This window comes from Thermosporothrix sp. COM3 (assembly GCF_059696735.1).
On sequence record NZ_AP019376.1, the window covers coordinates 4,437,782 to 4,457,742 of the forward strand.

The window sequence follows — 19,961 nt, forward strand, 5'->3', positions numbered from 1 at the left end:
GTGGGCTGGTTCCATGACAGAGCCAGTTCATCCATATTTTCCACCTCTCTTTCTCCTTTCCTCATCCCTCACTCTCTTCTCCACTTTTCCTTCTGAATTTACCCTATCACCTGAGTAAAGTCAATCATAGCAAAGCACTTCCATCCCTCGCTATCGAGCCTCTCGCATGGTATGATAGGGTGCGAGAAGTACTGCGAGACTGCCAACTTGGCACAACCGAGAAAGAATGGTATGCTAGTAGGACCTTATCCTGTACGGCACTTTCTTGCGTTCTATCTGTACTTATCTGGAGTTCTCGGAGTTTTTGCATGCAATATTGTATTAACTGCGGCCAGCCTTTGCGACCAGGGGCCTCGTTCTGCACCAATTGTGGCTATCAGAACCCTGGTACGCCGAGCACACCGGGCTTTAGCAGCAATGACTACTCGGCACAAACGGTAGCCAGCCCGCCGCCGGTTGCTCAGCAAGATTTTCCGGCTCCTCCTCCCCTCTCACAACCGCCTTCTTCTCAGGGCTCAGGAGCCAACCATCAGCCGCTACACGAAACCTATTCAACAATCCCTGCGCCGATTGATTCCAATCAGGCGTATCAGGAAACGGCCTCTTCCTATGCGACCGAGGCAGCATACGGGAGCTCACCCAATTACCCGAATGTTCAGGCTCCCAATCAGTTTGGCTCTGCCGCAAACTACCCGCAGCAGACTCCCAATCACCCTGGCTCTGCCGCGAACTATCCACAGCCAACACCCAGTCAATTTGGCCCTGTCGCCAGCTACCCGCACCATACCCCCGGGCAATTTGGTTCTGCCGCGAACTATCCGCCGCAACAGTTTTCCGGTTCCAGCCCCTACAACGCGCCATCGCAGGGTAGCTTTCCTACCCCCCCACAACCGCCAAAGAAGAAGAGAACCGCACTGATCGCTATTTCAGCAGCGCTTGCTCTGCTACTCATTCTCGGCGCAATTGTAACGTTTGGCGTCATTATTCCGAACCAGGTTCAGGCCGACCAGACCGCGACAGCCCAAAAAACGGTGACAGCCCAGAATCAGGCCACGGGAACTGCAAACGCACAGGTGACAGGAACATCCGTCGCGCAAGCACATGCAACTTCGACTGCTCAAGCACAGGCGACAGCGAACGCTGTTGCCACACAAACGACACTTCAGAGTCTCTATACGCAGGCCACAGGAGGGAAGCCCGTTCTCTCGTCGCCACTGGCAGCAAACGATAGCGCGAACTGGAACGTGGGTAAAACCAATGATGGAGGCGGATGCAACTTTAGCGATGGCCAGTATCATTCGACGCTGAACAAAGAGAAATATTTCCTGACCTGCTATGCCCAGAAAACCGACTACGCCAACTTCGCCATTGAGGTCGAGATGACGATTGTAAAAGGCGATGCAGGTGGTCTGGTTCTGCGCGGCGATGCAAAAGGCGGGAATGCCTATCTCTTCTCGTTTAAGAGCGACGGCACCTATGCAGTCCATGTCGAGAAGAACAGCAGCTTTAAAGGTTCAATCCTGACTAACCATACCGATATGATGCGCACTGGCTCCGGCGAGACAAACACAATCACTGTTATCGCTCAGGGTGACACCATGTATCTCTACATCAACAAACGTTATGTTGATAGCGTGGTCGATAGTACCTACAGCAGCGGACAGGTCGGGGTATTCTGCGACGCGGAGTCACAGCCTACAGACGTTGCGTTCAAAAACTTCAAAGTCTGGAATCTCTAAGCAGCAAAGAGCAGTCTCCCGGGAGGCTGCTCTTCCCCTTTTACCTCATAAGGGTTGACAAAGCGCAAACCCAGTGTTATTCTCGATATATCAGTTCAGCACAACAAAATATCAAGCGATGAACGGGATAAGTACCTGTTGGGTGATCTCAGAGAGCTGCGGGATGGTGCAACGCAGCGATACACCTTCAGCGAAATCCACCCGGGAGCCTGCGCGAACAGCGTTTACGGTTCGTCCCCGTTACCGGACAACAACGAGGTTCACTTACAGGTGAATAAAACAAGGTGGCACCACGATAGAGCATATTCTGCGTCGTCGTCCTGAAAGAAAAGGACACGGCGTTTTTTTATTGTCTGAAAAGAGGAGTTTGACAGATGTTAGATCTTACCTTTATCCGAAACAATCCGGATCTCGTGAAAGAGGCGGCACGACTGAAAAACAACCCGATCGATATCGACGCGCTGCTTGAGCTTGACCGGCAGGTTATCAATATGCAGCAGGAAGTTGACCAGACCCGCGCTCAGCAGAAGCAGCTCTCGAAGCAGATTCAGCAAGCTGCGAAAGAGAAGAATGTGGAGCTGCGCACTCAACTTATTGCCGAAGGGAAACAGCTCTCGGAGCGCCTGAAAGCACTGGAGCCAGAACTGACCCGCTTACAGGACGAGCGCTATCAGATGCTCCTGCTGGTCCCCAATATTCCCGATCCAAGCGCCCCGATTGGCAAAGATGAGGATGACAATGTGCCCATTAAGTACTGGGGCGAAAAACCACAGTTCGACTTCGAGATGCGCGATCATTATGAGCTCATGCAGCATCTTGATCTGATCGATATCGAGCGCGCGGTCAAGGTTGCCGGAACCCGCAGCTACGCCTTGCGGGGCGACGCAGCCCGCCTGGAACTTGCCCTGATTCACTTCGCTCTCGATCGTCTGGCCAAAGAAGGTTTCATGCCGCTTATCGTGCCCTCAATGGCCCGCGATTTCGCCTTTATTGGCAATGGACAATTCCCAAAAGGACGCGATCAGGTATACGAGGTTGAGGACGAGGATCTGTTCCTTGTTGGCACTGCCGAGGTCTCGATCACCGGCATGTATAAAGATGAGATCCTCAAGGCCGAAGAGCTGCCACTGCGCTTTGTTGGCTATAGCCCCTGCTACCGTAAGGAAGCGGGAACGTACGGCAAGGATACACGCGGCGTCTTCCGTGTCCACCAGTTCAATAAGGTCGAGCAGTACATTATCTGCAAAAACGACCATGAGGAATCGGTTCGCTGGCATGAGCAGCTTCTGAGAAACGCGGAAGAGCTGGTGCAGGCGCTTGAGCTCCCCTATCGCGTGGTCAACGTCTGTACCGGAGACATGGGTGATGGCAAGGTCGGCATGTATGATCTTGAATGTTGGGTGCCGAGCGAGAACCGCTACCGAGAGACCCATTCGTGCTCATACCTGCATGACTGGCAAGCCCGTCGCGCTAATATCCGCTATCGCGACGAAGATGGGAAGCTGAAGTTCGTTCACACACTGAATAACACTGCCATTGCCTCGCCACGCATCCTGATCCCGCTGCTGGAAAATCACCAGCAGGCGGACGGAAGCGTACGGATTCCCGAGGCACTCCGCCCGTATATGGGTGGTCAGGAGTACATTCACCCGAAACAATAAAACCCCTGTGCGCGTCTGCCGGGAAGCAGCAGACGCGCCTTTTCTTTGAGTATGGAAGGAGCAAAGACCCCTTATGGACCCCATCAACGTCTTTGATTACGAGAAGCTGGCCCGCGAGAAACTGGATCAGTTAGCCTGGGACTACTACAATGGCGGCAGCGACGACGAAGTGACCCTGCGCGCCAATCGTAGCGCCTTTGAGCGTATTCGCATCCGTCCGCGCATGCTCGTTGATACGAAGAATCTCGATATGCGTACCACCGCACTTGGCACGCCGATCAGCATGCCCGTCATTGTCGCACCTACCGCAGCCCACTCAATGGCTCATCCCGACGCTGAAATTGCCACAGTGCAGGCCACAGGCAACTGTGATACCATTTTTACCGCCAGCACCGCGGCCTCACGAAATGTGGTTGAAATTGCACAAGCCGCTACCGGGCCAATCTGGTTTCAGTTATATACGCATCGCAACCTCGACTTCAGCCGGACGCTGGTTCAGCGGGCCGAGCAGGCAGGCTATCGCGCGATTGTGTTTACCGTCGATATGCCACAACTTGGACATCGCGAACGTGACCTGCGCAACAACTTTGACCAGCTTCAGCAGCTTCCTACCGCAAATTTCCAGCTCTCCGAAGGCTTTCTCAATCCAACCGAACGCCATAAGATTGATACATGGGAAACGGTCGACTGGCTCAAAAGCGTGACCAGCCTGCCCATTCTGTTGAAGGGCATTCTGACCGCTGAAGATGCGCTGCTGGCCCTGGAACATCACGTCGATGGAATCATTGTTTCCAATCATGGCGGTCGTCAGCTTGATGGGGTTATGGCCGGCATTGAGGCACTGCCAGAAGTGGTTGAAGCTGTCGCAGGCCGCTGTGAGGTCTACATGGATGGTGGTATCCGACGCGGCACCGATATCCTCAAGGCGCTGGCGCTTGGCGCTCGCGCTGTACTGGTAGGTCGTCCTGTGCTGTGGGGACTAGCCGCAAACGGAGCTCAAGGTGTACGCGGCGTGCTGGAAATCTTGCGTTCTGAACTGGCACTGGCGATGACACTGGCTGGTTGCCCGAACCTTGCCAGCATCACGCCCTCATTGGTGAAGATTCTATGAGGCAAGCGGAATAATTTCTCCGCGCACCGACAGCGCTTCATCATCGATATACAACATGCCGATACTACAGGTTGGCTGGCGACGACGATCTGTAGCGCTTCCAGGATTAAAGAGCAGCAGCCCATCCTGCTCTTTATTGTAGGGTACATGGCTATGTCCGAAAACGACCACCCGGGCCCGGGGAAATTCTACTAGAGCATTACGTGCATAATATTTTGAATCACCCAGAATATGCACAATGCCAATACGACAAAAGCCAACCTGTATCTCTCGCTTGATGGGAAGCGCCTCTACCACCTCATCATATTCGACATTCCCCTGCACTGCGACAACAGGTGCGATCGTTTCCAACTCCGAGAGCACCGAGAGTACCGAGAGATCACCCGCATGGATAATCTGCTCTACATCAGCAAAATGCTCCCAGAGAGCCTCTGGAAGCCGCTTAAACCTGGGAAGGTGAGTATCAGAAAGAACTCCTACTTTATGGACCATACTATTTCGCTTCCTCCCTGGATGTGCTATTACGCTAGTGGTACGTTGCCGGGCTATACTGAAGAAAGAGCCCCTTTCAATGAGTCCGAGACCGGTACCAAAAAAAACGATGAGAAAACCTACTTCCAGGATACATAACATTTATGCGTATCGCTATTATATCCGACATTCATGGGAATCAGGTAGCGCTTGAAGCAGTGCTGCACGATCTTTCCCAACAGGCGCCAGTCGATCATCTGGTGATTGCTGGTGATCTCTGCCTGAACGGGCCTCGACCCAAAGAGGTCCTGCAACTGATCCAGAGCCTTCAGTGTCCGGTCATCCAGGGAAATGTGGACGTTGACACCATCACAGGAGCTCCCACGAAAAGTCCGAAGAAACGCCGCATCATCGCCTGGACACAGGAACAGATCGGGCAGGAAGGCATCGACTACCTGTCCGCTCTGCCCTTCTCACACCTGATTACCAACCCGCATGGGAGTAACGCCTTGATTGTCCATGCAAGCCCCCGGACACAGAACGAGGCCATTTTCCCCACAGCCTCAGATGAGACGCTGGAAGAGCAACTCGGCTCGCTTAATGCCACTATTGGAGCGCTCGCCTTTGGACACCTCCATATTCCGTATGTTCGACACTGGCGACAGCTCCTGTTAGTCGATGTCGGCAGTTGTGGTCTGCCCCGAGACGAAGATGCACGTGCTTCCTATGGCCTGTTAACATGGCAGGATGGAAGCTGGCATGCCGAGATCCGACGCGTTTCCTATGATATCGAGCAGGTAGTCAGGCAATTGCGCGAGTGTGGCATTCCTCATGCCCGCAGCCGCATCAAGATCCTGACGACCGCGAAATATTGATCTGTTGGCAGACAAAAAAGAAGAAGCCCCGCCGAAGAAGCGGGACTTCTTCCCTCAGCACCCTATCACCAGGACATACAGTTATAATGCTGCATGTTCAAATGGCAGGGACATTCGTACAATGTATCTGCAAGCAGCGGTGACTGAGAGGCTCCGGCCTTCTCCGAAAGCTCGCCAGTCGGCCCGGTTAATTGTTCCAGCGCTGGAAAATCGTCCTCACCATAGAGTTCCTCACCAAAGTAACTGACAGCGTCCCCGATGTCTACTAACTCCAATTCCTCAATAATTGCACGTAATTCGCTTGTAGAAGTCATAGTAGAACCCCCAATAAAAAAACGAAGCGGTCAAATCAGTCCTCCTCCACCTTGCCCCTCGGCCCCAGACCTTGCCTGGACGCCCTGTACAGGATCACTGATCCCCTTTTTCAAAGCGGGTCCGCGTACTGCGCTCAGCCTCCCTTGCAAGACGCCTCACGCAATCTGAGTAAGTGTTAGCAGGACAAAAACAAAAGCATAATGAAAACATAGCTCTATCAGTAGAAACGCCTCACCGGGGCAAGTCGAGCCAGAAAAAGCTTTCAATAGGCCAAAAAGGCCAGTCCTTGTGGATGAGTCTATGATGATAACAGGTAGCGCTGCAACCCCTTCAACCGAAAACTCGACCGCATAGCCCTTGCCTGCTCAAACGTGATATACTGACATGGACAAAAAAGGCTTCCAGCGAGGCGGAGCGTTCAAGCTGCTCTCTCTTACGCTTGAGGAGTACCCGGCAGACAAGTGTACAAGCAGGTCAAACACGCTCCCGTTTACGACTGGCTGACACGAGGAAAGCAATCGAAGCTGTCAGCACACATGCAAATAGATTATTCACTTGCAGGAGTTTTCTTTATGGCAAGCAAAAACTATGATGTAGCAGTGATTGGTGCAGGACCAGGCGGCTACGTCGCCGCTATCCGTGCCGCACAACTTGGTGCCAGTGTCGCGATCGTGGAAAAACAATATCTGGGCGGAACCTGCCTCAATGTCGGTTGTATCCCTTCAAAAGCCATGCTCCACATCGCAGAAGTACTGCACAACATGGAGTCACTGGATGATCTGGGTATTAGCCTTCCCGAGCAACCTACCCTCGATATGCGCAAGGCGGTTGCCTATAAAGATAAAGTGGTAAAGCGCATGACCAGCGGCGTCGGCCAACTGATGAAAGCAAATAAAATCGATGTCTTTGAAGGCAAGGCAAGCGTTGACGCCTCCCGCTCTATCAGCATCGAAAAGAATGATGGCTCTCAGGAAACCATCAGCGCGGACAAGATCATTCTGGCAAATGGCTCCGTCCCCTTGATGCCGCCTATGCCGGGTATCGACGGGCGCAATGTGATCAACAGCGATACCTGCTGGAATCTGCCCGCTGTTCCAAAGAGCCTGATCTGTGTCGGCGGTGGCGTAATCGGCGTCGAGCTGGCCTGCATGTTTAACGCGATCGGCACAAAAGTGACCATTCTGGAAATGCTACCGAATATCCTGGCTCCCGTCGATGACGAGGTACGCAAGCTGCTGGTCCGTATCCTGAACAAGCGTGGAATCGAGATTGTGACCGGCGCAAAGGTTGAGGCAATCGAGGATGATGGCGACCAGAAGAAGGTTATTACCACCACCGACAAGGGTGAACAGTCCTTCAATAGCGAGTACGTACTGATGGCTGTCAGTCGCCGTGCCAATACCACCGGCCTTGAGCAACTGATTGAACAGGGCCTTGATATGGATCGTGGCCGCGTTCGTGTCAACGAGAAGATGGAAACCAACCTCCCCGGCATTTATGCGATTGGTGACCTGACGAAAGGTGCCGGTCTCGCTCACGTAGCCTCAACCGAGGGTGAGGTTGCCGCTGAGAACGCGATGGGCCATCAGACAACAATGGAATACGATGTTGTCCCCAATCCTATCTTCACATTCCCGGAAATTGCCTTCGTCGGCCTGACCGAGGCACAGGCCAAAGAGAAATACGACGAGGTTCATGTGGAGCGCTTCCCCTGGGCAGCAATTGGGAAAGCAGTCGCTATCGGCGAGATGGATGGCTTCACCAAGATTATCACAGGCAAGTATGGTGAGATTCTGGGTGCCCATATTATCGGCCCCGATGCCACAAACCTGATCAGCGAGTTCTCGATTGCTATGCGCGGCGAACTGACAGTTGATGAGATCATCGACACGATTCACCCGCACCCAACCCTGAGCGAGGGCATTCACGAAGCCGCTCTTGCGGTCGAAGGTCGCCCCCTTCATATTGGGCCCAAACGCCAGCCCGTTCGCGCTTAAAAACGCATCGAGCATATCTGAATATCAATCCCCTGGGTCGTTCCGTCAGTATGGGACGGCCCTTCTTCTTTTGAAACGCCTGGTCCCCCCTTTTTTCCTAGCAGAGCTTCTTCCCGCTACAGAAGCCCACCCACTACGTCTCTATATCCAGAAGCTGTAAACACTAGAGAGGTAAGCCACTTATCAGTATACCGTAGCAGTATGCTAAAAGTATACCCATTCTCTTTTGCATTCAGGCTATCAATGCACCTGCTTTTTTTCCAAATATCGACGTGCTTTTCAATCACGTGCAAGTCAGCAAACCAGAAAGAGCACTTCCATGATGTATGACCACAAGACCAGTTTTGAAAGCGCGGGCAGGCAAACCGGTATAGAGAATACTCCGTTCCCGACGGCCTTCCCGGAACTACCAGGACAGAACGAAGAGCTAATACAGGACTTTGTTGCCTATTCGCGTCAGCAACCATTCCAGGTAGAAAGAGCACCTGAAGTTGCTTCCAGGCAACCTGATCCGCCTCCATTCACTCGGCCGACAATACCTCCCGTCATGCACTCACGCAGACGTCCGCTCTGGCTTCCCCTGGTGATCTCATTGATCGCGCTTGTTGTCGTCTTCGGCGGCGTCCTGGGTTATACTGCGACTCTCTCTAATAAAGGAGGGTCAGCCTCCCCGAACACACCACAACTCACCGCACAACAACAGGCGCATAAGGTTGCAGAACAATTTATGACGGCCTTCAAGGCAAAGGACTATCAAAAGCTCTGGTCTCTGCTTCATCCCGAGATTCAAAAACAATGGAAGAATCAGGCGGCCTATGTTGCCTTCCAGCAAGCTCGCTACAATGCCTATACCTTTCATAGCTATACGTTCGGCAAGGAGGAGCAACGAAAAACCTGGATCAATCCCGAAACCATGCAGAGCTACTCGAACGTGTTGCACATACCCGTCTCGCTCAAGCTCGATCTGACCGAGCCACCAGCCGATACAACGCTGCTTGCCGATGACGTTCTGCATCCTTCCCGGATCTTCCAGAATCTGCCTTTGATCATCCAGGAAATGACGCTCAAAGGGAAAGAAAAGCAGTGGCGCGTGCTGGCAGGAGGCCCCGCGGATCCAGAGGCACCTGTACTGCCCCCGTTACAGCCACCAGCACAACAACTCGCAGTGCCAATTCTGATGTATCATCACATTCTTGAGCTTCCCGCAAGCGCAAGCGCTCTTGATCTCAGTCTGGCCGTCTCGCCACAGCAGTTTGAAGAGCAATTGAAATATCTCAAGCAGCGAGGCTACCATGCAATCACCTTCAATCAGCTATTTAACGCGCTCTATTTCGGCGCTTCACTGCCAGAGCACCCGGTGATTCTGACGTTTGACGATGGCTACACAGATGCATACACAAACGCCTATACACTGCTCAAAAAATATGGCTACACAGGAATGTTCTATATTATTACAGAAAAGATTGGCTGGGAGGGTCAGGCAACCTGGAATCAGCTCCGTGAGATGCTCGCCAATGGCATGCAGATAGGCTCTCACAGCGTCCACCATGTCGATATGGGAGTCACCTATCTCTCCTCGCCCGATCAGGCATTCAGGGAGCTTCAGGAATCCCGTGCGACACTAGAAAAGAATCTCAAGGTACCAATTCAGCAGTTCTGTTATCCTGCCGGCGAGCCGTTCCGAAGCGGAGCGCTGAGTACACAGCAGGCCGTCGTCGCACAACTGAACAAGGCTGGCTATGTCGGCTCGACGATTGCCCCGGGTGAAACCGGCATCATTCAGGACAGCCAGCAACCGCAAAAGCTCTTCCGTATTCGGGTAGATGGCCGGTACGGGCTTGATGTCTTTACTGCCAGCATTCCCTGAGCAAAGGCAGAGGTGACGAGAGCGCGTCCCGTCACCTCACTCTGCCCCACTTTTCCCCGGAAAATGGCGAATTTTCAAAAATCCTGGCAAAAGGTCTTTACAACTTCCACAGAGTATGGTATTATCTAATCCGCAAGGGGGTGTAGCTCAGTTGGGAGAGCGCGACAATCGCACTGTCGAGGCCAGGGGTTCGAATCCCCTCATCTCCACCAGGAAGATTGGTTGAATTGATGAGAAAAAGGCTTGCAAATCGCTGACGGATGTGGTATAGTAAATACCGCCAAAGAGGAAGCGATGAGCAGGAGTAGTAGGTTTCTCGTCCAGAGAGTAGCCGGGTGGTGCGAGGCTACATCAGTAAACCGAACTCGCCTGGGAGCTACAAGTGTCAACAGGATATCCTGGTAGCGCTTGTCGGGACGCCCGTTATAGCGTAAAATGAGAGTAAGTTCAAGGTAAGTGTACCAACACGATTTACAGAACATGGGCCTGTAGCGCAGTTGGGAGAGCGTCTCCATGGCATGGAGAAGGTCAGGGGTTCGAGTCCCCTCAGGTCCACCAACAAATTTGCTTACCTGAACTGAAAAATCAGGGTGGTACCACGGAAAGCCTTTCGTCCCTCGCGGATGGAAGGTTTTTTTGTTGTTCCCTTCCCTGCTCTTCGTCATTCCTCGGTTCACGTTTGAGCCAGGAAGCTCAGGCCGTTTCCGCCAGAAACGGCCCTTTTCAGCAGTGTGGCGATGCTCAGAGCTTTTCCTGATTGCTTGAAGTTCTTGTAATTCTGGACCTTATCGCTGTATCCCAGATATGTTTGAGGTTGGTTTCATAAAAGTCTTCACATGCTTTCATGGATTACTCAGCCCGGGGCACTGACGATTATCCATGATAAGAACAATGAAAGCTACAGCCACTGCTCACCTACGCTGGTGAGCCTTACAGCAGTCCTTTGAACTGCTGCGGAAAGAAAGAATTTCGGGGAGGACCGTACATGATTACGCGCACAAAATACGACCCCAAAGAAATAGAACAGCGCTGGCAGGCCAAATGGGAAGCAGATCAAATCTATCATGCGCCGGATGAGTCGCCAAAAGAGAACTTCTATCATCTGGTCATGTTCCCATATCCTTCCGGTGATCTGCATATGGGGCACTGGTACAACTACTCTGCACATGACGCCTTTGGTCGACTCAAACGCATGCAGGGCTATAATGTGATGCAGCCCATTGGCTTCGATGCCTTTGGCCTGCCCGCCGAAAATGCCGCGATCAAGCGCGGCATCCAGGCCCGGGACTGGACACTCGCCAACATTGAACGCATGCGTGATCAGCTCAAAGCAATGGGCGCAGGCTGGGACTGGCAACGCGAAGTAGTCACCTGTCTGCCAGAATACTATAAATGGACACAGTGGCTCTTCCTGCAATTCTACAAGCATAATCTGGCTTATCGCACGAAAGCGCCCGCGAACTGGTGTCCGAGCTGTAACACCACGCTGGCAAATGAGCAGGTGCTGGCTGATGGCACCTGTGAGCGCTGTGGCAGCATCGTCGAACGCCGCGAGATCGACCAATGGCTGCTGAAGATCTCTGCCTACGCCGAGGAGCTGCTAAAGTTCGAGGATATTGACTGGCCTGAAAAAACGGTCACCATGCAGACTAACTGGATCGGTCGCAGTGAGGGCGCAGAGGTCCGTTTCACCGCTGAGATCGAGGGCAAAACCGAAGCAATCTCCGTCTTTACAACACGCCCGGACACGATCTATGGCGTGACCTTCTTCGTTCTGGCACCAGAACACCCCTGGGTTGAGAAGCTCACTACTCCCGACCGGCGCGCCGACGTCGAGGCCTACATTGAACAGGCTCGCCGCGAAAGCGAGATCGAGCGCATGAACACCGAGAAAGAGAAAACCGGTGTCTTCACCGGCGGCTATGTCACCAACCCCGTCAGTGGCGAACCGGTTCCCGTCTGGATTGCCGATTATGTGTTGATGGGCTATGGTACTGGCGCGGTTATGGGCGTGCCCGCTCACGATCAACGCGACTTCGAGTTCGCACGGAAATTCGGTCTGCCTATTCGTCAGGTCATTTGTGCCGAAGACGAAGAGCCCTCCGATCCCGCGACCTGGGATTCAGCAAAGGCAGCCCTGGGCACAATGATCAATTCCGGACCGTTCAACGGAACCCCCGCCAGCGAGTCTAAAGCGCGTGTCATCCGCTACCTGGAGGAAAAGGGAATCGGGAAGGCAACCGTGAGCTACCGCCTGCGCGATTGGCTCATCAGTCGTCAGCGTTACTGGGGTTGTCCGATCCCGATTGTGTACTGTGACTCCTGTGGCATGGTGCCGGTTCCTGAAGATCAACTGCCTGTGCGCCTGCCCGAATATGTCCAGTTCAAGGCAACCGGTGAGTCTCCGTTGCGCTACGAGAAGGATTTCCTGAACACCACCTGCCCGAGCTGTGGCGGCCCGGCAACCCGCGAAGCAGATACAATGGACACCTTTATCTGCTCATCCTGGTACTACATGCGCTATACCGATCCGCACAACAACGAGGAAGCATGGAGCCAGAAACGCATCAAAGAATGGATGCCGGTCGATCAATATGTAGGCGGTATCGAGCATGCGATCCTGCATCTGCTCTACTCGCGCTTCTTTACGAAAGCGCTGCGCGATATGGGTCATCTGCCCTTCGGTGAGCCGTTCAAGCGCCTGTTCCATCAGGGCATGGTCCTCGGTCCCGACGGCCAGAAGATGTCAAAATCACGTGGCAACGTCGAGGCGCCAGACCGTTATGTTGAAAAGTACGGTGCCGATACGGTCCGTAGCTACCTGATGTTCCTCGGACCGTTCGATGCTGGCGGCTCCTTTAAAGCGGAGAATCTGGAAGGCGTCTGGCGCTTCCTGAATCGCTTCTGGACACTGGTCACAGAGAGCTGGAACGATAATCCAACCAATGAACAGAACGCGGAAACCCGCGCGATCGAGCGTCTGCGCCATAAGACAATCAAGCGCGTCACAGAAGATCTGGAGAATTTCCACTTCAATACGGCCCTGGCCGCGCTGATGGAGTGTAACAATGCGCTGATCAAGCAGCAGAAGAGCCCGGTTGCCAATAGCGCCGAGTATCGCAAGGCGTTAGAGACGATGATGCAGCTACTGGCCCCGATGGCCCCTCATATCACTGAGGAGCTCTGGCACCTGACCGGCCATCAAGGAAGCATCCACCTGAGCGAGTGGCCACACTATGATGAGGCCAAGACCCAGGATGAAACCTTTACGTTGGTCATTCAGGTCAACGGCAAAGTCCGTGAGCGCCTTGAGGTTCCCGCTAACATCAATGAAGGCGAGGTTCGCCAACTGGTGCTGGCAACGCCAAAGGTACAATCATTCATCGGCGATGCCACCATTCAGAAGTTCATCTATGTTCCCGGTCGCCTTGCAAACGTTGTTGTTCGCAAGGGATAACAAAACGCGCTTGAAACTACGTGAAAAAAGAGTTCACAAAAACGGCATCCTGGTGTACAATAAACATCGGGATGCTGTTTTGTATGTTTTCTCGTAGTTGCGTTCAGTGTAAAAAAAGACAGGGAAGCCTGTCATACTGTGTGTTACCAACCAAAGCGTTAAACCACCTGCCATAAGCTTTTTTTGATAGTCTGGGATGGAAGAAAAAGGGCAATCTCCTTGTTGTAATTGAGGAATCCCGCAAGCTCGCGCAACAGTATGATGCGATGTGGCGTTGTGGAGAAGAAAGGGTTCGGTTGTGTGTGGGAAAGAGCGGAATTATGTTCGCGACGAGTCATAACCCCGTAGGACGATGGGGGCTCGAAGCCGCCGGAAAAGCCCCATCACACTGGACTAATGGTCCTGGGAACGGAACGTTTTCGCATTCTCAACCGTATATAATCTTAGAGAGCTCATACAGGTCGCTTGCTCTCCCGTATGGAGAAGGGCCTTTTGAGCGGATTTCGCGTAGTCTCTTTCTGGAAAAGTGTGAACTACTTCACAAGAAAAGTGTCAGACTGACTATAGTAACTACGCCGATTTCCGCTTATCCTTAAACTATCAGGAAATATGTAGCAGGGGAGGTGTTAAAGGAGGTGCGTTTTCCAGAAAAATTTGTATTTGAAAAAGTGTTGTGGCGGACGTCTAAATCAATAGAAGACTGATTGGGTCGATTCTTCTTCATTGGTTTGTCCAGAGCAGCACATGAGATTGAGGATGAGTGCAGTGGCGGCTCGCCATAAATCGGCGTAGGTGGAAGGATATACACATGAATACGAATACACGACCTTTGGAAGCGTATAGCGGCGTCGATCATGCAACCTCTGAAACAGACGAATTAACCAGATGCGGCTTCTCAACTGATGAGATTATTTCCCTGCACTGGTTGCGCCAGTGGTATCAGAATGGTGGAAGTGATAGGGTTGAGGTAATTCGTCACCTGGAGTTTCTTAAACTCCTCTATATGAATGGGAAGTTGAATTCGTAGGTATTTTGAGAACTCGTAGTGCAAGAAGGTATGACGATTCATACCTGTGTGCAATGTAGATATATCTTTTGCGAGGAGCCCACTCTCTGGTGGGCTCCTTCGTTTTTCTATGCTCCAACCTTTTTCAAACCAGGGCGGCTTTTCCTACGTACATGTAAGTAAATCAGATCAAGAACTCGACTCTTAAGAGCTAGAGACTGCAAAATAAAGGACTTCTATGCGCATTATTCTTTATCTTGGCAAAGGCGGCGTCGGCAAAACCACCATCTCAGCCGCAACAGCCGCACGCTCTGCCGCTCTGGGAAAACGCACCCTGGTAGTCAGTACAGATCTCGCCCATAGCCTGGCAGACTGTTTTCAAACCACACTGACCAATGAACCCCAGCAGCTAGCGCCCAATCTCTACGCCCAGGAAGTAAACGTGCTCGATGAGATGCGGCGCGGTTGGGGCAAGCTTCAGGAGAAGATGGCAAATGCCCTTCGCAAACAGGGCATGGATGACGTGATCGCTGAAGAACTGGCACTGGTTCCCGGCATGGACGAGATTGTCAGCCTGGTGAACATCTATCGCAATGCCCAACAGGGCAACTTCGAGGTTGTGGTCATCGATGCCGCCCCTACTGGTGAGACGGTTCGCCTGCTCAGTATGCCCGATACATTCCAGTGGTACGTGAACCGTATCTCCGGCTTACAAAGTGTGCAGAATGCATTGAGCTTTGCGCGTCCCTTTATCAAGAAAGTGCTTCCCTCCACCGAAATTATGACCGAGGTACAGCGCCTCAGTGAGCGCGTTCAGATCCTACGCGAGGTGCTGAGCAACCCGGACATAAGCTCGTATCGACCCGTCGTCAACCCGGAAAGAATGGTCATCAAAGAAGCGTTACGTGCCGAGACCTATCTTGCGCTCTTTGGCTATCCGATTGATAGCGTGATGTGCAACCGTGTACTTCAGCCTGGCACGTACCAGGACGCCTTCATGCAGGAGATGTTCCAGAGTCAGGAGAAGCTTCGCACGTTTATCCACGATACCTTCTCGCCGCTGCCCGTCTGGGAGGCTCCCTACTACCCACGCGAGATTCTGGGTGTTGACGCACTGACCCAACTGGCACAGGAGATCTTTGGCGAAGAGGATCCCACCCGAGTCTTTCATCGAGGACCGGTTCAGGAGATCGTCCGTCAGGGTGAAAGCTATGTGCTGCGATTGCCCCTCCCTCATATTGAAATGAACAAGGTGGTCATGACAAAGAAGGGCGACGAGATCATTATTGAGATTGGCAACTTCAAACGCGAAATCACGCTCCCGTCCGTCCTTGCTCATCAGGAAGCGACTCGCGCCCGGCTGGCAAACAATGCGCTTGAGATTCACTTCACTGCCCCGGCAGAAGCAAGCGACAAATCAGCGTAAGGAGTTTTCTGAGAGCAGAAGCAGCTCTTTCTGCTCTCATGCTACTCCTGGATGCTTGCCAGACAACGCAACGTTTTCGGCTCAAGGAAAAAGAGCAACTTGCTTGCACTCTTCTGATCGGTCAGGCAGAAACGCAGCGCTGGCAGCCCGTTATACACAACCAGACGCTCCAGCTCGAAACACGAAAAGGGATGCTTCAACCGAAACGCGATAATCTCCTGATAAGGGAGCGCAGTCAGCCCCGACACCCAGGGCCCATAGGCACCACAGTTAAGGCACTCGCCATAAATCCACGTCTGGATCTTTTCCGCGGGCAATGCTCCCGGACACACTCGGACGCGTACCCGACCGCCACAACAACAACACATCCTGTATCCCGTTTGCAGCGCATTTCTCCAGCTTGCTCCCATCGCGCTTATAGGCAGGCAAAAAAGAGCATCTACTGGCTTTCTGGATTGTCCCACCACTCATTAAGAGCTCACCTTCAGGCCGGGGCGAACATTCAGGGCAATACAGATAGACCCCGGTTCCATTCTGTTCTGGCTGAAGTGTGCCTACCAGATAATGACGCCCACAATACACACACCAGATACATGTTTTCTGTCGTCCCATTGCCTCAGCCGACTGGACAGCCAATCCCAGTTCTTCAGCCTCGGTTCGCAATTCTGTATTGAAAAGCCGCCATAGTTGCCTGCGGAGCCGATGCATCTGCACCTTGAGCGTTTGCACGGAAACCCGCAAGCTTTCAGCAAGCTCTTCCAGCGGCTTTCCTTGCAGGTAGTAGAGCTCAAGGCAGGTACGCCCAGAGACAGGCAGATAGCTCAACACCTTATCTAGCAGGCGCTCCCGGTCCTGTTGAAGAAGATCCTCCTCAATATCAAAGCCCTCTTCCTCAACAAGGGGCCCAGATATATCGTAGAAGAATTTGCCTTCTGTCGACGCACATACTGCAAACAGAGATTCCGACAGATGCCGCTTAACCAGGCCTCAAAACGCTCAGGATCTCGAAGCTGATGCAGTCCCTTCCAGGCCGCAATCAGTGTTTCCTGTACCACATCCTCTGCCTGTTCATCAATTATCCCGAAGGCACGCGTCTGACGCAGCAACCAGGGGTCTACTTCTCTGTAACACCGTATCCATTTCAGCTTCAGAAACCCATAATATATTCTTTCTTGCTATATGATTTGTCTCCTCTTTTCTTACTCTACACCACAGGCTTTCTCTTCTGCAACATGTCTTACCTCTTCGGCAGTATGCAGTGAAACACCACACAGGAAGTATGGAGCAAGCAGGGTGGCAGAGATAAGCACCAATACAGATAGCAGCAGCGCAGGCACGATTCCGAACCTATCGCCGCACCAGCTTCCGCCAACCAGGCTGAGCACATAGACAGCGACTGATGCAACGTTCCCTGCGGCAAAGACTCTCCCTTGCTGCTCACCACGTACCCGTTGCTGGATCAAAGTAGAAGAGATAATACCGTGAACAGGGTTAAATAGCCCTTGAATCGTCATCAAACCGACAACAAGAGGCAGAAACGGAAAACAGCATATCAGCACAGTGCAGAACGCCAGACAGAGCGTTGCAGCGGCCATCCAGCTTCCCGGCTTAAGCCAGCCACTGACCTTCGGCATAAATAGCGAACCGATGAGCGCGCCAATGCCAAGCGCGTTCATGATCCAGCCAACCACCAGCGTATCACCATGCAACACTTGCAGCACAAAAGGCAACAGCAAGACATTCCATGCTCCGCTTCCAAGCCGCACCAGCATCAATACAATGATCAAGCCTGTAAGCGCTCGATCCTCCCGAATCAGGCGTACACCTTGCAGCAACTCTTCGGCTAGCTTCTGGCCTCGCTCAACAGGGACACGCTCGCTCACGGGCACTCGGATCAGTAACAGCATCAAGGCCGAAAAGAGAACCCACCTAACTCAAGCAGCAACACAGGTTGCAAGCCAAGCAGGACAAATAGTGCTCCTCCTACCACAGGACCGATAATACGGATCAGTGCCTCACAGGTCGATACCAGCGAGTTCATCGCCACGAGCTGTTCATTCTCAACCAGTTGCGGGATAAACGCACGTGAGGCGGGGTTAAAAAACAGGCCAGAGAAGGACTGCACCAGATAAACGCCATAGATCAACCAGATCATTGCACCACCTTGCGGGAACAACAACGGCAGCACCGCAGCAGCACTACAGAGCTCACAGCCGATCAGCACTTTTCGTCTGTCCAGCCGATCAACCAGTAGGCCTGCCACAGTGCCGAAAAGTATTTCAGGTAAGAAGCTGATCAGCATCATCAATCCCATCGACAGCACCAAACCAGTAAGCTGCAAGACCAGAAGGGGCAAAACAATGCCTGAGGCTGAACCTGTCAGATCGGCAACAAAGCGCCCCAGACGAAACAGCAAGACATCACATCGGAATAAGAGTGAGAACATACTATCTCCTTCGCTCGTTTTCTCACTCTCTAGTGACTCTTATTCGCTTCAGGTTACATAAAAAATGTGGCTACCATCAGCGACTGGCAGCCACACCCCATTCAGAGTAGAAGACAAACGGGAAAGTTATTCAACGACAGGGACCACCTTGGCTCCGGATAGAGTTGCCTCCTCTGAGAAACGCGCAGAGCGCAGCAACCACAGCGACACAAGCGCGGCAATAACCGTCAGTGCTCCGTTTGCCGCAATAAGCGGTGCTGGCCCGACCCGATCACCAATGCCACTCGAAGCCAGCAGACCAACCAGCATCGTTAGAGAAATGATCGTTTCAAAAGAGCTAAACACTCTTCCCCGATATCGCTCATCCACGGATATCTGAAGCAAGGTCTGAATCGAAACCATACAACCAGCCAGCAAAACCCCTATAATCGCGATGGCCCCAAGCGCAAGCCACAGATTCGGAAAGAATGCTAACAGCAGCATCGTACAACCAGTTGAGATCAGCCCTAGAGAGACGAGGATAACCGGCTTGACCTTCTTCGTAAGCGTACTCACCAGGAGGGCACCGAGCAGCGTTCCAGCTCCCTGAGCAGTGAGAAGCCAGCTAAACGCCATCGCATCAGCATGGAGCATCTGTTCAATAAAGGGAACTAACATCACATTCATCAACCCCTGACCAACCATCATAATGCCCATAATCACAAAGATACCCACCACAACCTTACTTTGTTTAATCGCAACCAGCCCCTCAAGCAACTCGCTCCAGAGCCGCTTTAGCGCATTGCCAGAAGCAACAACCGCCTCCTGTCCTTTCGAGGTGCTCTGCACTGCCATCAGCATAATACAGCATGCGGAAAACAGGTAGGTCACGCTATCAGCAATCACGACGCCATTCAGGCCAAGTAAGGCCAGCATCGCCCCACCCAGCGGAGGACCGATGAGCCGCGTCACCGACTCACTAAAGGATGAAAGGGCATTTGCTCCAATCAGTTGCTCTTTTTCGACCAGCATAGGGATAAGCGCCATTGAAGATGGAACAAACAGTTGCGCCATCATCGCCTGCAAGATAGTCACTACATAAATGATCCAGATGAAATCAGCTGAGCGCACCAGTAACATCAACAGCAGAATAACCGCTCGCAGCAGATCGGTGATCATCATTATTTTGCGCTTATCCCAGCGGTCAAGAAATACGCCGACAACTGGCCCGAGTAGCACCCGCGGTAACAATTCAACAATATACATAATGCCAGTCTGAAGCACCGAACCAGTCAACTGATAAATGTAGAATGGCAGGGCAACGACAAGAAACCAGTCTCCTATCATCGAGACAACCTGACCTAACCACAAGAGTGTATAATTCTTTTTCGCTAAGACGGCAAACATACGACCTTTTCTTCCTCCATTAAAAAGTAACTTTTCTCGGTAGAATTTTTCCATCTTTATAGAGAATTTTTTCGCTTCATCGGAAGGATACCATAGATATCAACAAAAATCAACATAAATTCGTCTGTAAATTGCAAACTAATTGCCAAAATTCTCCAAAAGAGAAACATTTCTTTCTGGCTTCCCCAAAAACAGGCCACTGAA

17 protein-coding genes, 2 tRNA genes and 1 other annotated feature are annotated in these 19,961 nt (G+C 52.3%); of the genes, 11 read left to right on the forward strand and 8 right to left on the reverse strand.

What is annotated here, in order from left to right; translation table 11 throughout:
* The first annotated feature begins 308 nt into the window (after positions 1-308).
* The 3 genes from KTH_RS18785 (at position 309) to KTH_RS18795 (ending at position 4,511) form a co-directional block, all read left to right on the forward strand.
* Entirely contained in the window at positions 309-1,739 is a 1,431-nt protein-coding gene (locus KTH_RS18785) for a zinc-ribbon domain-containing protein (RefSeq protein WP_111318918.1), read from the forward strand.
* Positions 1,740-1,848: 109 nt separating this feature from the next.
* Positions 1,849-2,065: a binding site (T-box leader), on the forward strand.
* Between the two features lie 48 nt (positions 2,066-2,113).
* Positions 2,114-3,400, forward strand: a complete 1,287-nt coding sequence (gene serS / locus KTH_RS18790) for a serine--tRNA ligase (protein WP_111318920.1) — start codon at positions 2,114-2,116, stop codon at positions 3,398-3,400.
* Between the two features lie 73 nt (positions 3,401-3,473).
* Positions 3,474-4,511 (forward strand): alpha-hydroxy acid oxidase, encoded by a 1,038-nt coding sequence (locus KTH_RS18795; RefSeq protein WP_111318922.1) that lies wholly within the window; start codon positions 3,474-3,476, stop codon positions 4,509-4,511.
* Here KTH_RS18795 and KTH_RS18800 read toward each other — a convergent pair.
* A complete protein-coding gene (locus KTH_RS18800; protein WP_170142327.1) occupies positions 4,506-5,003 on the reverse strand; it encodes a metallophosphoesterase family protein in 498 nt (165 codons plus the stop codon). The two genes, KTH_RS18795 and KTH_RS18800, sit on opposite strands and share 6 nt — an antisense overlap.
* A gap of 143 nt (positions 5,004-5,146) precedes the next feature.
* Here KTH_RS18800 and KTH_RS18805 point away from each other — a divergent pair, with 143 nt between their 5' ends.
* Positions 5,147-5,857, forward strand: coding sequence for a metallophosphoesterase family protein (locus KTH_RS18805; RefSeq protein ID WP_111318926.1), 711 nt, complete (start codon positions 5,147-5,149; stop codon positions 5,855-5,857).
* A 65-nt stretch (positions 5,858-5,922) separates the two neighbouring features.
* On the opposite strand, the gene KTH_RS18810 is transcribed toward KTH_RS18805, so the two are convergent.
* The gene (locus tag KTH_RS18810) at positions 5,923-6,171 is read right to left on the reverse strand and encodes a hypothetical protein (RefSeq protein ID WP_111318928.1); all 249 of its coding nucleotides are present in this window, start codon (positions 6,169-6,171) and stop codon (positions 5,923-5,925) included.
* A gap of 573 nt (positions 6,172-6,744) precedes the next feature.
* Between KTH_RS18810 and lpdA the strand changes: the two genes are divergently transcribed.
* The 7 genes from lpdA (at position 6,745) to KTH_RS18845 (ending at position 15,925) form a co-directional block, all read left to right on the forward strand.
* Positions 6,745-8,169: a dihydrolipoyl dehydrogenase gene (gene lpdA / locus KTH_RS18815; RefSeq protein WP_111318930.1), complete on the forward strand. Its 1,425-nt coding sequence runs from the start codon at positions 6,745-6,747 to the stop codon at positions 8,167-8,169.
* Positions 8,170-8,488: 319 nt separating this feature from the next.
* Complete coding sequence (locus tag KTH_RS18820; RefSeq protein ID WP_111318932.1) at positions 8,489-10,036, forward strand: polysaccharide deacetylase family protein; 1,548 nt, start codon at positions 8,489-8,491, stop codon at positions 10,034-10,036.
* 136 nt (positions 10,037-10,172) lie between these two features.
* Positions 10,173-10,248, forward strand: a tRNA-Ala gene (locus tag KTH_RS18825).
* Between the two features lie 270 nt (positions 10,249-10,518).
* A tRNA-Ala gene (locus tag KTH_RS18830) sits at positions 10,519-10,594 on the forward strand.
* Positions 10,595-11,021: 427 nt separating this feature from the next.
* The gene (gene leuS / locus KTH_RS18835) at positions 11,022-13,493 is read left to right on the forward strand and encodes a leucine--tRNA ligase (RefSeq protein ID WP_111318934.1); all 2,472 of its coding nucleotides are present in this window, start codon (positions 11,022-11,024) and stop codon (positions 13,491-13,493) included.
* A gap of 808 nt (positions 13,494-14,301) precedes the next feature.
* Positions 14,302-14,520: a hypothetical protein gene (locus KTH_RS18840; RefSeq protein WP_111318936.1), complete on the forward strand. Its 219-nt coding sequence runs from the start codon at positions 14,302-14,304 to the stop codon at positions 14,518-14,520.
* 217 nt (positions 14,521-14,737) lie between these two features.
* Complete coding sequence (locus KTH_RS18845; RefSeq protein WP_111318938.1) at positions 14,738-15,925, forward strand: ArsA family ATPase; 1,188 nt, start codon at positions 14,738-14,740, stop codon at positions 15,923-15,925.
* A gap of 41 nt (positions 15,926-15,966) precedes the next feature.
* Here KTH_RS18845 and KTH_RS18850 read toward each other — a convergent pair whose 3' ends face one another.
* The 6 genes from KTH_RS18850 to KTH_RS18875 all read right to left on the reverse strand — a co-directional run bounded on the left by KTH_RS18850 (position 15,967) and on the right by KTH_RS18875 (position 19,757).
* Entirely contained in the window at positions 15,967-16,173 is a 207-nt protein-coding gene (locus KTH_RS18850) for a hypothetical protein (protein ID WP_497620469.1), read from the reverse strand.
* Between the two features lie 22 nt (positions 16,174-16,195).
* Positions 16,196-16,753, reverse strand: coding sequence for an RNA polymerase sigma factor (locus KTH_RS18855; protein ID WP_497620471.1), 558 nt, complete (start codon positions 16,751-16,753; stop codon positions 16,196-16,198).
* A 5-nt stretch (positions 16,754-16,758) separates the two neighbouring features.
* Positions 16,759-17,091: an RNA polymerase sigma factor gene (locus KTH_RS18860; protein WP_497623261.1), complete on the reverse strand. Its 333-nt coding sequence runs from the start codon at positions 17,089-17,091 to the stop codon at positions 16,759-16,761.
* Between the two features lie 33 nt (positions 17,092-17,124).
* A complete protein-coding gene (locus KTH_RS18865) occupies positions 17,125-17,832 on the reverse strand; it encodes an MFS transporter (RefSeq protein WP_497620473.1) in 708 nt (235 codons plus the stop codon).
* Positions 17,832-18,371, reverse strand: coding sequence for an MFS transporter (locus tag KTH_RS18870; RefSeq protein WP_497620475.1), 540 nt, complete (start codon positions 18,369-18,371; stop codon positions 17,832-17,834). The genes KTH_RS18865 and KTH_RS18870 overlap by 1 nt, the downstream gene beginning before the upstream one ends.
* A 126-nt stretch (positions 18,372-18,497) precedes the next feature.
* Positions 18,498-19,757: an MFS transporter gene (locus KTH_RS18875; RefSeq protein ID WP_497620477.1), complete on the reverse strand. Its 1,260-nt coding sequence runs from the start codon at positions 19,755-19,757 to the stop codon at positions 18,498-18,500.
* Positions 19,758-19,961 lie beyond the last annotated feature (204 nt).

Excerpts from the sequence above, each read along its gene's own strand:
- KTH_RS18820 (WP_111318932.1), top strand. The coding sequence starts at position 8,489 with ATGATGTATGACCACAAGACCAGTTTTGAAAGCGCGGGCAGGCAAACC.
- KTH_RS18865 (WP_497620473.1), bottom strand. The coding sequence starts at position 17,832 with ATGCTGTTACTGATCCGAGTGCCCGTGAGCGAGCGTGTCCCTGTTGAG.
- lpdA (WP_111318930.1), top strand. The coding sequence starts at position 6,745 with ATGGCAAGCAAAAACTATGATGTAGCAGTGATTGGTGCAGGACCAGGC.
- KTH_RS18870 (WP_497620475.1), bottom strand. The coding sequence starts at position 18,371 with ATGTTCTCACTCTTATTCCGATGTGATGTCTTGCTGTTTCGTCTGGGG.
- leuS (WP_111318934.1), top strand. The coding sequence starts at position 11,022 with ATGATTACGCGCACAAAATACGACCCCAAAGAAATAGAACAGCGCTGG.
- KTH_RS18875 (WP_497620477.1), bottom strand. The coding sequence starts at position 19,757 with ATGTTTGCCGTCTTAGCGAAAAAGAATTATACACTCTTGTGGTTAGGT.
- KTH_RS18805 (WP_111318926.1), top strand. The coding sequence starts at position 5,147 with ATGCGTATCGCTATTATATCCGACATTCATGGGAATCAGGTAGCGCTT.
- serS (WP_111318920.1), top strand. The coding sequence starts at position 2,114 with ATGTTAGATCTTACCTTTATCCGAAACAATCCGGATCTCGTGAAAGAG.
- KTH_RS18840 (WP_111318936.1), top strand. The coding sequence starts at position 14,302 with ATGAATACGAATACACGACCTTTGGAAGCGTATAGCGGCGTCGATCAT.
- KTH_RS18810 (WP_111318928.1), bottom strand. The coding sequence starts at position 6,171 with ATGACTTCTACAAGCGAATTACGTGCAATTATTGAGGAATTGGAGTTA.
- KTH_RS18785 (WP_111318918.1), top strand. The coding sequence starts at position 309 with ATGCAATATTGTATTAACTGCGGCCAGCCTTTGCGACCAGGGGCCTCG.
- KTH_RS18800 (WP_170142327.1), bottom strand. The coding sequence starts at position 5,003 with ATGGTCCATAAAGTAGGAGTTCTTTCTGATACTCACCTTCCCAGGTTT.
- KTH_RS18795 (WP_111318922.1), top strand. The coding sequence starts at position 3,474 with ATGGACCCCATCAACGTCTTTGATTACGAGAAGCTGGCCCGCGAGAAA.
- KTH_RS18845 (WP_111318938.1), top strand. The coding sequence starts at position 14,738 with ATGCGCATTATTCTTTATCTTGGCAAAGGCGGCGTCGGCAAAACCACC.